This window comes from Micromonospora sp. IBHARD003, assembly GCF_056106285.1.
Genome location: NZ_JBWBBX010000001.1, coordinates 64,458 through 80,206 on the forward strand (window position 1 = coordinate 64,458; position 15,749 = coordinate 80,206).

Annotated in this window: 10 protein-coding genes; 2 read left to right on the forward strand and 8 right to left on the reverse strand. The window is 67.6% G+C overall.

Features of this window, described 5'->3' with window-relative positions; genetic code table 11:
- Positions 1–79 precede the first annotated feature (79 nt).
- Positions 80–2,362, reverse strand: a complete 2,283-nt coding sequence (locus ACTWOL_RS00255; RefSeq protein ID WP_474292982.1) for a carbohydrate-binding protein — start codon at positions 2,360–2,362, stop codon at positions 80–82.
- 184 nt (positions 2,363–2,546) lie between these two features.
- Between ACTWOL_RS00255 and ACTWOL_RS00260 the strand changes: the two genes are divergently transcribed.
- The gene (locus ACTWOL_RS00260; RefSeq protein WP_474292984.1) at positions 2,547–3,977 is read left to right on the forward strand and encodes a sulfatase-like hydrolase/transferase; all 1,431 of its coding nucleotides are present in this window, start codon (positions 2,547–2,549) and stop codon (positions 3,975–3,977) included.
- Between the two features lie 27 nt (positions 3,978–4,004).
- Here ACTWOL_RS00260 and ACTWOL_RS00265 read toward each other — a convergent pair whose 3' ends face one another.
- From ACTWOL_RS00265 to ACTWOL_RS00275, 3 genes are all read right to left on the reverse strand, one after another.
- Positions 4,005–4,658 (reverse strand): formylglycine-generating enzyme family protein, encoded by a 654-nt coding sequence (locus tag ACTWOL_RS00265; RefSeq protein ID WP_474292986.1) that lies wholly within the window; start codon positions 4,656–4,658, stop codon positions 4,005–4,007.
- A gap of 136 nt (positions 4,659–4,794) precedes the next feature.
- Complete coding sequence (locus ACTWOL_RS00270) at positions 4,795–6,279, reverse strand: sulfatase family protein (RefSeq protein WP_474292988.1); 1,485 nt, start codon at positions 6,277–6,279, stop codon at positions 4,795–4,797.
- A gap of 165 nt (positions 6,280–6,444) precedes the next feature.
- Complete coding sequence (locus tag ACTWOL_RS00275) at positions 6,445–7,605, reverse strand: ROK family transcriptional regulator (protein ID WP_474292990.1); 1,161 nt, start codon at positions 7,603–7,605, stop codon at positions 6,445–6,447.
- A gap of 1,013 nt (positions 7,606–8,618) precedes the next feature.
- Between ACTWOL_RS00275 and ACTWOL_RS00280 the strand changes: the two genes are divergently transcribed.
- Positions 8,619–9,413 (forward strand): GntR family transcriptional regulator, encoded by a 795-nt coding sequence (locus tag ACTWOL_RS00280; protein WP_474292992.1) that lies wholly within the window; start codon positions 8,619–8,621, stop codon positions 9,411–9,413.
- Positions 9,414–9,778: 365 nt separating this feature from the next.
- On the opposite strand, the gene ACTWOL_RS00285 is transcribed toward ACTWOL_RS00280, so the two are convergent.
- The 4 genes from ACTWOL_RS00285 to ACTWOL_RS00300 form a co-directional block, all read right to left on the reverse strand.
- Positions 9,779–10,000: a hypothetical protein gene (locus ACTWOL_RS00285; RefSeq protein ID WP_474292995.1), complete on the reverse strand. Its 222-nt coding sequence runs from the start codon at positions 9,998–10,000 to the stop codon at positions 9,779–9,781.
- A 1,130-nt stretch (positions 10,001–11,130) separates the two neighbouring features.
- Complete coding sequence (locus tag ACTWOL_RS00290; RefSeq protein ID WP_474292997.1) at positions 11,131–11,517, reverse strand: hypothetical protein; 387 nt, start codon at positions 11,515–11,517, stop codon at positions 11,131–11,133.
- A 447-nt stretch (positions 11,518–11,964) separates the two neighbouring features.
- Positions 11,965–13,083, reverse strand: coding sequence for an NAD(P)-dependent alcohol dehydrogenase (locus tag ACTWOL_RS00295; protein ID WP_474292999.1), 1,119 nt, complete (start codon positions 13,081–13,083; stop codon positions 11,965–11,967).
- Positions 13,084–13,786: 703 nt separating this feature from the next.
- Positions 13,787–15,109: an aldehyde dehydrogenase family protein gene (locus tag ACTWOL_RS00300; protein WP_474293001.1), complete on the reverse strand. Its 1,323-nt coding sequence runs from the start codon at positions 15,107–15,109 to the stop codon at positions 13,787–13,789.
- Positions 15,110–15,749: the final 640 nt, after the last annotated feature.

Below are 15,749 nucleotides of genomic sequence, written 5' to 3' on the forward strand. Positions count from 1 at the left end.
GGCGGGCGGCTTCCCGTACAGCGTGGCCGCGCCGGACGGGAAGCCGCCTTCTGCAGTCAGAAAGGACTGCCCACTGCGCTTACCGGCTCACGAACCCGAACCAGTCGAGGTTCGCGGTCCCGGTCCGGCCCGCACCCTCCACCACCAGGTACACATCGTGGATCCCCGAAACGGACGCCATGGTGACGGACTGGGACACATACGTACCGCCGCCTCCCGTGCCGGCCGCCGCAAGCGTCCCGACCGACCTGCCCGTGGGGCTGTCCAGCCGTACGACGATCCTTCCCGTGTAGGCCGGGTCAACGGACAGGTTCGCCCTGAACATCAGCGGGGTACCGCCGCCGACGTTGAAGTCGATACCGCTGTACTTCAGCCAGTCCCCGGAATCGAGACTGCCGACCACGGTGCGCGTTCCTGCGCTCTGCTGTACGGTGCCGGACTGCCCCGTGGACGCTTCGGCCTCGATCCTCGCTCTCACCGACTTCCAGCCCGCGGTCCAGAACTGACCGTACTCGTACGCCCCCAGGTCGGGCCCCCTGCCGGCATATCCGTCGGTGAACGGCGGATCGACCGTTCCCGCGTCGATCGCTGCCGCGGTCGACTGCAACCGGTAGTCCTGGTGCGCGGGGTCCACGAAGGTGGCGGACGACTTCACGGACAGGTTGTTCAGGTCGGTGTTGGTGGAGGTCGAGGCGCCGAAATGGTAACCGTGCGGGAGCGCCGTGTTGTTCACGACCCGGTTCTTCTCTCCGCCGTTGACCCCTACACCGCCGCCACCGGAGATGTTCCAGATGACATTGTGGTCGACCTGCGCACCGCTTGACTTGTTGTCGAGATAGAGCCCGTAGTAGACCTCCCTGGACCTGTCCTGGCCGTCGTCGTGGATCCAGTTGTGGTCCAGACGCGATCCTGTCATGTCAACGCCCGTGCCGGGCTTCGTGTTGCAGCAGATGTAGATCGGAGCCTGATCGGCACTCAGGTATCCGGTGCCCGACAGATCGTTGTACGCGATCCGGGCCTTCGGTCTGAGGAAGGTACTCGCGTACGCGGCGATGTTGACCGCGCTCCGGCCTGATTCGCTGATGGTGTTGTGCGTGACCGTCGCTTCCTGCCCGAAGACGCTCACACCAGCGGCGTAGGTGCCCGTGTAGTCGGTGTCGTGGATGTAGTTGTTCGTGACGGTGTTCTTCGAGCCTCCCACGGCGACACCGTTGCCGGCGCTGTAGGCGATGACACTGTTCTGGAGGACGTTTGCGGTGCCGGCGAGAATGATGCCGGTGTCCGTCGCGCCCACAGGCACGGTGCAGCCTGTGCCGATCTCGGTGTAGTGCGATACATAACGCACGTCGAGGCCGTCGAGTGTCACATGGCTCGTCCCCGCGTCCGTGGTGACGGTGGAGGCGAAGAGAGACAGGCCCTTGACATTCACATGGCTGCGGCCGGACAGATCGAAAGCCGACGTCCGTTTCTTGATCTTCACCGCGTGCTTGGCGGGGCTGTCCCCGCTGGGTGCCCACAGGTACAACGTCCCACCCGTGTAGGCCCACTGCCCCGGCGCCGACATCGCCTTGAGGGAGTCGTAGAGACGGTAGCGATACTGGCGCTGAACGGGGTTGGCCCAGCCGCAGGTCGGATGGCCGGCCAGCGTGACCGTGCCGCCGCCCGTCTTCGCGGTGTACGAGGACACCGTGTCGGTGCGGGAGACGTACCACTGGTTGGTCCATATCTTCACCCCGTTCCAGTATCCCGTCCCCTGGGAGAGATCCTGGCCGGTGATGGTCGTATGCGTGGTCGTCGACTTCATCGTGTTGGTGGTGGCCGACGCCGTCGCAAGGACCGGGCGAGAGATGTCCGCGCCGGGAGCGGGGTACTGGGCGATGTTGACCATGCGGTCGTCCACGAACACCTGATCGGTCGAGGTGTCCTTGTTCATCGTCACCTTGGCCTTGTACAACCGCCCTGCGGTGACCGCAGTGCTCAGAGCGGGCAGAACCGTGCCCACCTCGGAGGCGGTCGCTTGGCTCCAGGCCGTTTTCGATACTTCGTCCGCACCGCTCACGGTGACCTTGCCGTCGCCGTAGGGGACGAACGTGATCGGCGCCGTGGAGGTGCCGGAGCTCGCCGGCGTCACTGTCTCCCGATACGTACCCGCATGGATCCTGCAGGTGTCTCCGGCCGCGGCGACCGTGGCGCATTTCTGGATCGTCTTGAACGGCTTGTCAGAAGTGCCGGGGTTCGTGTCAAGGCCGGTGGCGGAGGAGACGTAATGGACCGCGCCGACCGCGTGGGCAGGCGCAGCCGGCACCACACCCAGTCCAAGTCCCATGAGCACCGGCACGGCAGTGGAAATTAATCTTCTCATCTTCAGACTCCTTGAGCTGGATCTCGTCCCGCTTGCACGGCGGTCTCACGGAGGGCTGCCCATTGCCGCTGCCTGGACGGCTCCCCCGCGGAACCCCGCTTTGACGCGCAACATGTTACATGTAGCATGGAGAAAATGGGTTACACCGCCCTGACAAGCCCCTGCGGGTCCCGAAGGAGTCCGAATGGCCAGCCGCGATCCGGAACGCCCCAACATCCTCGTCATCGTCTCGGACGACCAGGGGCCGTGGGCCCTGCGCTGCGCGGGGAACGAGGAGATACACACACCCACGCTGGACGCACTCGCGGAACAGGGGATCCGGTTCAGCCGGTTCTTCTGTACCTCCCCGGTGTGCTCGCCAGCCAGGGCTTCGCTGTTCACCGGGCTCATCCCTTCACAGCACGGGGTCCACGACTTCATCAGAGGCGCGGCGAACCGTGTCAGCTTCCTCGAGGACCGGGCCACTCTCTTCGGAGAACTGGCGTCCCACGGCTACCGTTGCGGAATCAGCGGCAAGTGGCATCTGGGCGCGAGCGACCGGCAGCACCCCGCGTTCGAGTTCTGGTACGTGCACCAGAGCGGGGGCGGTCCCTACTACGGCGCGCCGATGATCCGCGACGGGCAGCCGGTGACGGAGGACCGTTACATCACCGATGTCATCACGGACGAGGGTCTGGGCTTCCTCGACCGTTGTACCGACGAGGCCCCCTTCTTCCTCAACGTGAACTACACCGCGCCTCACAGCCCGTGGATCGACGCGCATCCCGAGGAGTACGTACGCCTCTACGAGGACTGCGCATTCGACAGTTGCCCCGACGAGCCGCGTCACCCGTGGCAGCACAGCAGTGTGCCGCCGGAGACCTGGGACCGCCGCCTCGACAGTCTCCGGGGCTACTTCGCGTCGATCACGGCGATGGACGCGAATATCGGACGGCTCTTGCGGCGGCTGGACGATCTGGGTCTGCGCGAGAGCACGGTGGTGTGGTTCCTCAGCGACAACGGGTTCAACTGCGGCCACCACGGTGTGTGGGGCAAGGGCAACGGGACCTTCCCGCAGAACATGTACGACAGCTCCGTGTTGGTGCCGGCGATCGTGAGCCAGCCGGGCCGGGTTCCGCAAGGGGTCGTCTCGAGCGCGCTGGTGTCCGGATACGACTTCACGCCGACGGTGCTGGAGCATGCCAATCTCCCCGTCCCCCGGGCGATTTCGGAGGTATCCCCAGGAAGCAGCTTCGCCGGGGTGCTGAACGGGGACACCGAGGACGACCGGACGCGCGTCGTCGTCTTCGACGAATACGGGCCCGTTCGCATGATCCGCAACCACACGTGGAAGTACGTGCACCGCTACCCGCACGGTCCCCATGAGCTGTACCACCTCGAGACCGACCCGACGGAGCGGACCAATCTCGTCTCCGATCCTGCACACAGCGACACCCTGCGTGCCATGCGGCTGGAACTGGCCCGCTGGTTCGACCGCTACGTCGTGCCCGCTCTCGACGGTACGCGGCAGCCGGTGACCGGCCTCGGTCAGCTCGACCGTCTCGATCGTGCCGTGTACGAAGACGCCTTCGAGACCGGCAAGGACGCCGACCACTCCGCCGGACACAGGCCCTGATGCCGGGGGCACGTGTGCGGGAACGGGTCAGGCGGACCAGGCGCAGCGAAATCCCATGTGGCCGGAACTGTCGGGGGCGTTGGAGGTGCGCGCGGTGACCCGGCAGCGGTTGCAGTGGGCAGGGTGGCACGGGTAGGAGCCGCCGCGCATGACCCGGGTGTTTCCGCGAGGCGGGCCGATCGAGTCGTTCTTCGCGGGAGCTGAGCCGGCGGTGTGCCAATGGGGGCTGAACCGGTCCGCGCACCACTCCCGGACGGTGCCGGCCACGTTGTGGAGCCCGTAGCCGTTGGGGGCGAAGACGTCGACGGTGACGGTGGCGGTGGCGTCGACGGGGTGCTCGGGGTAGGGGAAGTCGCCCTTCCAGATGGTGCAGCGGCGTTCGCCCTGCTGGTGGAGTCCATCACGGCACGCGTACCGCTTGCGTTCCGCTCCCCCGCGGGCGGCCATCTCCCACTCCGCCTCGGTGGGCAATCGTTTGCCGGCCCAGGTGGCGTAGGCGAGGGCATCGTGCCAGGAGATGTGCACGACGGGGTGGTTCTGGCGGTCGGCGATCGAGGAGCCCGGGCTCTCCCGACGCGTGCCAGCAGGCTCCGCGCACGGCGCGCCACCAGGGCGCGCCGGGAACCCTCCCGTCCAGGATGTACCTCGCCCTGGCCTCGAAGATTCGCCAGGCCGTGACACCAGCCGCAGGCAGTACTGTCGGTCGATCGGCCCCCGGCGCCTCTCGCGGACTGCTCGGGGCGGGCGACGATACCGTCGTCGGCCCGGCCAGGCCTGCCGATGGGGCGCCGGAGAACAAGGGTTCGCCGGCGCCGGCTCATGCGACCTCGTCGGCCACTCCGTCCACGTCGGACGCGCGGTCGCCGCCGATGTCGGACATGTAACTCATCCACGTGTAGGCGGGATCGCCCCGGCGCTGCAGCTCCCGGTAGAGACGGACCGTGAGATCGCGTCGCACACCTGCGTAGGCGGGGGATTCGTAGACGTTGTGCAGTTCATCCGGATCGAGCTCCAGGTCGTAGAGCTCGTTGACGCTCTCGGGGTTGTATACGAACTTGTGACGGCTGTCGCGGATCATCCGTTGCGAGTACGGGAAATGGTGTCCGTGGAACTCGGTGATCACCTGCTCCCGGGTGCCGTCCGGTGCCTCGCCGTCGAGCAGCGGCACAAGGCTCGTGCCGTCGCATCCGTGCGGTGCGGGCAGGCCGGCCAGTTCCAGCAGTGTCGGGTTGAGGTCGATGAGGGTGGCGAAGTCCTCGCGGACCTGAGGCGGACGGCCCGGTACTCGGATGATGCCAGGGATGCGATAGATGTCTTCGTACATCGCCGGGCCCTTGTCGTTGAGCCGGTGGGAACCGGTGAACTCACCGTGGTCGGCGGTGAACACCACGGTGGTGTCATCCCACAGGCCATGTGTCCGCAGCGCTTCCAGGAGCCGGCCGATCTGCTGGTCGATCAGTGTGACGTAGCCCCAGTAGACGGCGATGAGCTTGCGCCAGGCGTCGGCATCGAAGTCGTCCGAGGACCAGTACTCGCTGTAGCGGCGCTGCACGTCCGGCTTGCCGGCGAAGGTCTCGGCCATGGAGTTGGGCAACGGCACCGACGCGGGGTCGTACATGTCGTAGTACTCGTCGGGGATGAGGTAGGGCAGGTGGGGTCCGTACCAGTGGCAGGAGAGCATGAAGGGCTGTTCCTTGCCGTGCCAGTCGCCGGCGTAGCGGTCCAGGAGTTCCAGTGCCTGGTCGGCGAGATAGGCCTCCATGGTGGCCTCGGCCGGCTGCTGAAGGCGGCCCGCTATCAGGTGCCCGCGGCCGGTGCCGTTCGCTGCGGTGCCGAACACTGCGTCCTTCACCGCGAACCGGGGATACCCCTTGTGCTCCAGCCAGGCCTCGTACGACGGATGGTGGACAGGGTTGAGCGCCCCGGGCAGGTGCTCGCCGTCCATCCCGTAGTACTCGGGGCCGCGGGTGCGGCCGATGTGCCACTTGCCCACGTGGCCGACGTGGTAGCCGGCATCCAGCAGCGGCTGGGACAGCACGGGCGAGCCGTCCTCGACCTCGTCACGTCCGCCGCCGTTGCGCTCGGGGTTCACGAGCAGGCCGTGGCGGAACGGGTGCTGCCCGGTGAACAGTGACGCGCGGGCGGGGGTGCAGATTGCGGTCGGTGTGTAGAAGCGATCGAAGCGGGTGCCCTGCGCCGCGAGGGAGTCGAGTGCCGGGGTGCTGACCACAGGGTTGCCGTAGCACGCGAGTGTGTCGACCCGGTGCTGGTCGGTCATCAGGAACAGGATATTGCGGGTCACGGGGGACGACCTTCCGATCGGTCCGCGAGGAAAGGCGACGCACTGACGGCGCGCGGCCCCTCGCGGTCGGCGAAGCAGCACGATGCAGCCTTATTTTTTCCTGGATCGGATCATATTTCCCGGAGTCGGTGACCCACAAGGGGCACCGGTGGTCTCCCCCGGCTCTCAGACCGCCGCGCCATCCTCCTGCAGCATCACCGCGACCGCGCCCAGCGCCGCTGCGGTGACCCCCAGCTCCGCCTGCACCACCTCCACCCGGCGTGCCGCGTTCGGCAGCGCCAGCCGGCCGATCGCCTCGCGGACGGGCCCCATGACGAACGAGCCGAGCTGCGCCAGTTCACCGCCGATCACGATCCTGGAAGGGTCCAACTGCACCACGGTCCCGGCAAGTACTCGACCCAGACGCGCCGCTGCCGCGGAGACCACTCCACAGGCCGTGGGAGACAGGCTCTGCACAGCCGCCACCAGAGCGTCGAGGTCCGCCAGCGGCAGGCCCTGCCGGGCACACTGCTCAAGGAGGGCCGCGCCGCCGGCAAGGCCCTCCAGACAACCCTGGGCGCCGCAATGACAGGGCCTCCCACCTGGATCCACGTTCACATGCCCGATCTCGCCGGCGCAGCCGTGGGCCCCGGCCACCACCCGTCCACCGATGGCCAGGCCCCCGCCGATCCCCGTGGACCAGCGCACGTAGAGCACGTCCTGGACCGAGCGGCCCGCACCCCACGTCGCCTCGGCCTGAGCCGCCGCCCGGGAGTTGTTTCCGACCACCACCGGTACGCCGAACTCCCGTCCCAGCCGCGCACGCACCGCCTCGACCCGGGCGGGCTGCTCGCCGATGCCGACGATTCCGGCAACGCCGACGCCGATACCCGCCAGGGCCGAGATGTCGACGTCCGCTTCATCGGCGACCCGACGCAGCAGGTCGGCCAGCGCCGATGCCGGCGCCCCGGCCGGCATGGCGGCGGGCAGGTCGTGCAAGCCGCTGGCCACCACCTCGTGGGAGGCGTTCACGACGACCAGACGCATCCGGCTGCGGCCGATGTCCACACCGGCGTACAGACCCACGGCCGGGTTGAGGGCCACCAGGACGGCCGGACGGCCTCGGCCCCGGCCCCGGCCCCGGCCGACGTTGCCGTCACCGGCCGAACCCTGCTCGACGAGGACACCACCTTCGAGCAGTCCGGCAACCGCATTGAACAGGGTGGTCTTGGACAGGCCGGTACGTCGAGCCAGTTCGGCACGGCTGAGTGCCCCGAAGCGGCGCAGTTCGGCCAGGATCAGATCGTCGTTGGCCGCCCTGGGGCGGCGGACAGGGGCATCAGTCACGTACCGCATGATGGGCCTCCCCACTGCATCAGGGCAAAGAACGGGAGACAAGGCGCAGGCCGACCACAACGTCGGGCTCGCCCCTCTTCCCTGTCGGAACGTGCGGACCGCAGACGCCGGAGCGGAACCCACGCCCGGGGCGGGCTTCCGTCAATTATTCCATCACCGGGACTAATGGAGCCTTCGCCCCCTCCCGGTCGATCTGCATATACGAGGACATCCATGGGACCGCACCCGTGGCAGTTCAAGGAACGCTCCCTGAACTGCGGCTTCGTCCAGCAGAACCCCCGATCGGCTGCCGCAGGAATGCACCGGGCGATGGGCCGCCGCGTGCTTCGCCGGTCCGAGGGCAGATCCGCGACGGCGCCCGCGGCATACCTCGTTCGCGGACCTATTCTCACGGAGATTCCGTGATGCACAGCGGCATCGGGTCCTGGCACTCTCGGTGTCTGCCAGGGATGCCCCAGGTGCCGGCCGTCCTCCCCGGAACGGTCGAGCGCGTGCACCCGGGCCCCTGCGCGCGCAGGGGCCCGGGTGAGGCAGTGGTCAAGCTGATCACACTCGCCGCCGTACGTACCCGCCCGAAGGGTGTGCCGCACCGGGCAGTACGAGCGCTGCGCGCCTCTTGTGGACCCGATCGCGTAGAAACCGGTTCGTTCCCTCACCCCCCGGCTCAGCGACACGATCGGCGCGCCGCGCAGGCCCGCCCACCTGGACAAGGAGGGCTCCATGCCACTCGTTGACCCCCCTGCCGCCCGTCTTCCGTGCAGCCCAACGGGCCCCGGGGGAACAAGTACGCATCGCGACGCGGTATCTCGCCCGGCTGCCCGTACGGAAGCCCACCCCGTTGTCCGGGTGAAGGTCATGTGGGTCTCCTCCATCGCGGACGCGGCAGCCTCCGCCGTGCGCCATGCTCGTGGCGTCGGGCTGCCGTCGCGTCCTCGAGCCGCCCGGGCCACGCTGGCGCTCCCAGGGAGTTCGGCCTCGTGAGGCGGACCGAGGAGGGCTCCGCTGTGAGTCGTCCGACGTGCTCGCGTGACTCCTTCACACGCACACCCCTGCGGCGTCGGATCGTAGCCCAGTTCGAGGACCAGATCGTCAACGGTTTCTGGCCTCCTGGAACGCGGCTTCCCTCCGAACGGCAGTTGGCCACCGAACTGGGCATTGCCCGGTCGACGATCCGCCAGGCGCTGGAGATCCTGGAGCGTTCACAGCTCGTGGTCCGACGCCACGGCAGCGGTACATTTGTTTCCCGTCCGCGGCTCGGCCGGTCGCTGCTGGGTCACTTCTCCATTTCCACCACATTGCGCTACACCCGCATCATGGGGAGCACGGTCTTCAGAGGGCAGACGACACAGCCCGCCAGTCCGGCTGTCGCCGGCGAACTCGGCGTCCCTGCGGGTGCCGCGGTGGTGAAGATCGAGCGGACCCACTGCATCCGCGATGAGCCGTTCCTGCTCGAGTCGACCTGGGTGCCCGGCAACCTCTTCACCGAAGCCGAAACCGAAACCGAAAGCATCGATCTGCCCTCGGACCGTCTGCACCAGTTGCTCCGTGAGCGGATCGGAGACGAAGTCGTCCGCATCGTGGAATCGTTCGAACCCATCACGCTGAGGCGAGATGAAGCCGTCTTGCTGGGGCAGATAACGGGCGATCCCGCGTTGCTCTTGTTGCGGGCGACCTACGCCGAGGACGGCCGTGCCATCGAGCTCACGCATGCGGTGCTGCGTGCGGACCATTGCCGGCCTCTCGTTCAACGGATCGTCGAAGAACCTGTGTTCCGGTATCCGAGTGAGGGCGGCGCATGAGTTCACGGCGTCCGACACAGGTGGGCGGTGCTGCGCCGCCGTCGCGCAGATGCCCTCCTCACCTGGGGTGAAGCGTCGCGTGGAGGCGTTTTTGCAGGTTGAACCACAGCTGAAGGAACTGCACCGCGTTGCGTTCACACGCTCAGGGCCGGGCGCACGGACCGAGGAGGCGTACTTCGAAATCGAACACCCCCCTGCTGGAGTTGACCAACGAGCTCGGTTCGGCACCGACGACATCATGAGCTGCGTCCGCCGAGGACGTCGCGCGATGCCTGGCCGTCTACGCAGCCCAGGACGCGAAGCTCGCACGCCCGTGACGAAGCCAGGAAGCCGGGCGCGGTCAACTCTTCCCGCCCACCGCGAGATCAACTGTCAGCTGGGGCAGCCTGCCAGTCGTCGGTGCCACCCAGCAGCTCGGTCAGTGCGAGTCCGGGGTCGTCGGCCTCTGCGGACCAGCGGTCGTAGGTTGCCTCCCACAGCGGGGCGAGCTGGGAGGCCCACGGCAGCCGGTAGCGGTAGGTGAAGGTCGCCTCGCCGGGCTGCTCGATGGTGAGTTGCTGTCTCAGCAGGCTACTGCGGTGTCGCACTGCGGCATCAGGCTTCAAAAAGATCCGCCGGTCGCCGACGCTGAGCACCCGCCGCCCTCCAGCCTGGCGAAGCTCCGCCCGCAGACGCCCGAGCTGTCCGGACCAGAGGAGGGTGCCCTGCGATCCAGCGGGTTCGGTTTCCACCTGACTCCTCCTCGATACGGCCGCCGGAACAGCCTGTCCGCTGCTTGCTCCAGCTGCAAGACCAATGGGCACCCCTCGGTAGGCCAGCCCCCTGTGGGTGGGGGGAAACAGGGTGAGCATGTACGAGGGAACGCCCCGAACGATGACGGGGAAAGGGATCAGAGGCTGGCCGTTGCGCCCCGTGGTGGCCCATGCCCCGCTCGGCGGCGTCCGTCCTACGAACGGCAGGCCCGGCATCGGCCGTTACACCGGTATCTCCATTCGCTTATGGCCTCCGAAACCAGCTTGTGTGAGCGACGGTGAGGTCGTCTTCGGAACCGCATGCGAGACACCGGAAACCGTCACGCCTGAGGACGACTATCCGCGTGGTTTGGCGGGCCGTCGCGGGAGTACCTCATGAGCGCAGCAACCGCAGACTAACGCCGGGACGAACGACGGGGCGTCCCATGCGCGCGGGTCGGCGGAGTACTCGTCAGGATCATCCGGCACCCCATGGCATCCGCAGGTACGTCCTGGGAGCCCTGCGTAGCTGGTGTACGTGTCCTTGTCACTCACTGCGCCAGCCGAGAAGTGCCCAGGGCCTTGGACCGGCGCGTTCCGCCACCCGGCCAGCCGCGGCATCGCGTCGTCCGGCCGCGAAGACGGAGGCGCAGCCGGCAGCCGATCCGAGGTTCCACACTGCCCGCTGGCTGTCCCTGACGGTGACGGGCTGGGCGTACGGCGTCGACGGGATCGTGCTCGGCACCAGATCCCGAAGGACTCAAAGAGCTCTACCTCCAGGACGGCGGAGGCCGCGCCACAGGACCCGACGAGCAATAGAACGTTGATCGAACCGCACCTGCCGATAGGTGAGTACGGCCCCAACCCCAGGGCCAGGCATCGGAGCGTGGGGGTCCCGACCGTGGTCGGAGCCCTCCATCCAGACAGCGGGGCTGTGCCCTCCCCTTCTTCACCGTCCAGGGAGTCAACGCCCGACAGCCACCGGGTTATGCGCGTTCTTGCGGCTCTTCCTGAAGGGCCGCCCGATGCTGCCGCCCATCGGACGCGAGCGGCTCCGCCGGGCGGCCCTCCAATTCCCGCTGCCTGGCGGCCAGGGCCCTCGCCAGCATCTTCGCCCGGTGGGGGTTCGATGTACCGAGGGCCTTCGCCACCTCCACGGCCTCGTCCAACAGGGCCAACCGTCGCTCAGGCAACTCCCGCACCAGGGGCGACGCGCTCGCCTCCACCAGGACGTACGCCAGCTTCGACCCGTACGCCTCCGGCTCGACCTGTGTCAGAAGGCGGTAGATCCACAGCCCCTCGGCACCGCGCACCACCCGCCTGTTGGCACTGAGCAGCCTGACCCTCGCCAGCACAACCATGTCCTGATCCATCGATCCCCTTCGTCCCCCACCCCCGCCCCGTGCACGTCACACGGCGAGACAGCACAGCGAACGCGCCGACAACCGAGAAAGGTCGCCGACGGGTTGGCCGGAGAGTGGATGACGACGAGTCTGGCGTGCGGTACCAGCTGCCACAAGGCCGAACGAACGTGCCGTGTGTCCTACCGAAACCGCCTCCGAACAGGCATGATGGACCTGACACGCACTCAAGTCCCATCTGCCACCCCTTGCGTCGGCTCAGCCACGGCACGCTGTACATGAGTGCCAGTTTCTGATCAAGCAGCCATGCCCCCTGAAGATCACTGCTCCGTCACACGGGCACCCACCACGGCCGCGTCGGACGTGGACGCTGCCGTAGCCTCTGCTCGCGCCGCGCCGACCAACGGGGAGTGGCCAGTCGCGGATGTACTTCAGGGTGTGTTCCTCTCGACGCCGAGCTCAGCTGCCCGGCAACAACACGGGCTTGATGGTCGTACCTGCCACCGAGTCCCGCTCGGCGTCGTTGATCGCGCTGAGTGGATAGGTCCGCACGAGCCGGTCGAAGGGGAAGCGCCCCTGCTGCCACAGCTCCAGCAGCTGCGGTATGAAGAGCTGGGGCACGGCGTCACCCTCCAGAATTCCCCTCACGTTCTTGCCCTGTGCCAGGGCGGAGGGAGGAAGGGTCAGAGGCCGTGATTGGACGCCGACCAAGCCGACGGTACCCGTGGGTCTCAGGGCATCGATGGCCGTGTTGATGACGCTGGGGACCCCGGTGGTGTCCAGGGCGTACTGGGTTCCTCCCCGGGTGAGTTTGTGCAGCTGCGCCACGATGTCGTCGTCGCCACCGTGCACCGTGGCGGTGGCGCCGAGTTCACGGGCCAGGGACAGCCGGCTCTCGTGCAGGTCCACTGCCACGATCGTGGTGGCCCCGGCGACCCGGGCAGCCATGATCGCGGACAGGCCCACCCCGCCTGCCCCGAAGACGACGACGCTGGAGCCTGCCCCGGCCTGCAGGGCGAGGAGGATCGAACCGGCGCCCGTTTGGATCCCGCAGCCCAGCGGGCCGAGCAGCTCCAGCGGCAGGTCTTTGTCCACCTCGACGATGTTGCGTGCGGTGGCCAGCGCATAGGCCGCGAACGACGACTGACCGAACCAGCGGGCCGCCACGGGTTGCCCGTGGTGGTCGGTGGCCGGGCCGACACCGTCGAGGCCGGAGCCGGTGAGGTTGCGGCCGGAACCGGTGAGGTTGAGGCGGAAGAAGTCCTCGCAGTACGCCGGGTGTCCACCGAGGCAGTTCTGGCACGCTCCGCAGGAGTCGAAGGAGAGCACGACGTGAGCGCCAGGGGCGATTCCGGTGACACCGGGGCCCACCTCCTCCACTATCCCGGCGCCTTCATGTCCGGTGATGATGGGCGGCTGGGCCATGAACCCGGACGTCCTCGGCAGCATGTCGGTGTGGCAGAACCCCGCTCCCACGATCCGTATCAGCACCTGGCCGGGGCCGGGAGGCGCCAGCTCGACCGGCTCGATCGTGTAGGGGTCACTCGCCCCGCGCAGCACCGCGGCCTGAATCTCCATCTGAGTCTCCTTCATCTGATGTCATGCGCGGTGCGGGAAACGTGGCAGTGCACAGCCCGCCTCGACGACACGCATGTTCCTTCTTGTTGGCGCCTCCGGTGTGTCCCGCGCGCGAGCGCTTCGGGGGCTGCGCGCGGGCCCGGAGAACCGTGTGAACCGTGTGAACCGGCAGTTGGCCGACCTCCGGCGTGGGGGCATGGACACGCGTACAGCGGTGTCTGCACTCCCGTCCACTGCGCCTGTGGTCGGAGCGGTCATTCGCGATCCGCACCTCAAAAATTCAAACGTGGGCATCTGGCTGAAGACCCAGCGGGCCGCCGCCCGCAAGGCGCAGGGATCGAGCAGCAGCCTGGCGACGTCAGCGCCTGCCGCCGCTACTGCGCATGATGCGTCTCTGCCTCTCGAGGGGCTGCGCACCAGATAGCCCTTCTCCGCCCTCCCCACTCAAAGCGCTGCCCGCCTACCGCAACGTCACCGGAGACGGTATGAACACATCCCCAAGGCACACACCCGCTCGCCGCCGGTGGGTGTTACCGAGTTGTCACCCACCGGGACTCCGGGGTCAGCCGTCATGGGGCAGGTAGCGCCACTGACAGCCCGTCCGGTTCTGGTAGAAGGGTCGCTTGGATACGGTCTTCGCATACGGCGATCAGTGCCACGACCGAGCGATCACGAACCAGGGAAGATCGGACCTCACGCCCTCTCAGGCCAGCGGTTTTGCGAGTATGGCCTTGCGGTGGCTGAAGGTCTCGATGGAGTGGCGGCCGTGGTAGCTGCCCATGCCGCTCTCCCCGACGCCGCCGAAGGGCAGGTCCAAGACCATGAGGTGGGCCAGAGGCAGGCCGTAGCCGAGGCCGCCGGAGGAGGTCTCGGCAGCGATGCGGTGCCGGGTGTCGTCGGACTCGGTGAACACGTACAGGGCGAGGGGCTTGTCGCGGTCATTGACGAAGTCGATCGCCTCGTCGAGGCCGGTCACGGTGACTATCGGCAGGATGGGGCCGAAGATCTCCTCCTGCATGACCGGGGAGGTGGGGTCGACGTCGGCCAGGACGGTCGGGGCGATGAACTTGCTCGTCCGGTCACTACCTCCTCCCACAACCACACGGCCGGAGCCGAGCAGGCCGGTGAGACGGTCGAAGTGCCGCTCGTTGACGATCCGTCCGTACTCCTCGGACGTCGCGGGATCGGTGCCGTAGAGACCCTCGATGGCGCGAGTGAGGGCGGGTTCGAGGGCGGCGGCGGTCTGCGGATCGGTCAACACGTAGTCCGGAGCGACGCAGGTCTGCCCGGCGTTGAGGAACTTGCCGCGGGCCAGCCGTTCTGCGACCACGTCGAGATCGGTGCCGCGGTCGACGAAGACCGGGGACTTGCCGCCCAGTTCCAGGGTGACGGAAGTGAGGTGTTCGGCGGCGGCCCGCATGACGATTCGGCCGACCATGCCGTTGCCGGTGTAGAAGATGTGGTCGAAGTGCTCGGCCAGGAGTGCCGTGGTCTCGGGGATTCCGCCCTCGATGACGGCCACCGCCTCGGTGTCAAGGTATGCCGGCAGCAGCCTGGCCAGCGCTGCGGAAGTGGCCGGGGCCAGCTCGCTCGGTTTGGCCACAACCGCGTTCCCGGAAGCCAGCGCGCCGACCATCGGAGCGAGCAGCAGCCCGGCCGGATAGTTCCACGGGGCGATGATCAGTACGACCCCCAGCGGGTCGTACTGAGTCCAGGCCGATGCATCCCGCCCCAGCTGCGGCGGGACCGCTACCGCCTCGGGAGCCAGCCACGCCTGAAGGTGGTCGAGCGTGTGGTCGATCTCCCGGATCGTGAAATCGATCTCCGTGCGGTATGCCTCGCCGGAAGGCTTGCCGAGGTCGGCGTGAAGAGCCGCGGCCAGATCAGCGCCGCCCTCGGTGAGCATCTCCCGCAGCCCGCGCAACTGCGCCGTGCGCCACTCAAGGGGCTTGGTACGGCCGGTACGGAAGGCGGCACGCAGCCGCGCCACGATCTCGGCCGGTGACTCGGAGCAGAAGTGATTCACGGGGACCTCGCTGATAGTGCGGCGCGACCAAGGCGGACCACGCACGACAGGTGAACGGGGGTGGGTTGTACGGGTTCGTTGGGTGTTCACCAGTGCAGAGCAGTGCTCACCTGGAGAACGGTGTTCATTGAGCATTCATCCGAAGCGTTTTGTGCCTCTTCGTCCGTGCCGGCCATGCTCACGTAACCTTTCGATCGACCGCCATCACAGTGCGTCGTTCGATGTGACCAAGACTCCGACAGGGCGTTGTCCACTTTCCAGAGCCGACGGGGACGAAGACCGTCCACCCCTGTCCACCCGTGCCCGCCGCCGATGTCAGGCGCGCCGTCTCTCGAAGACCAATGCAGCTGCCCATCACCATCCGCCAAGCACGGCTCACAGCCGCGCCGTTCAAGGTCATCCGACCTGCCGGTCCCCTGGTGAACGCAGTGCTCATCGACCACGATCAGCACCCGGACACCGGGCCTTCCTCCTTGATCGTGGACACCTCGAAATTGAATCTTGAGTCCAGGAAGAGGAGTCCCGGGCGGGGACCCACCAGTTGGAGCTCCAGGCAGGAACTCAGGAGCTGCGGGTAGTCGCGGTGACTGTGCCAGCGTGGCCTGTCAACAGTCCGAATGAGGCTGGGCTCGAAACCGGT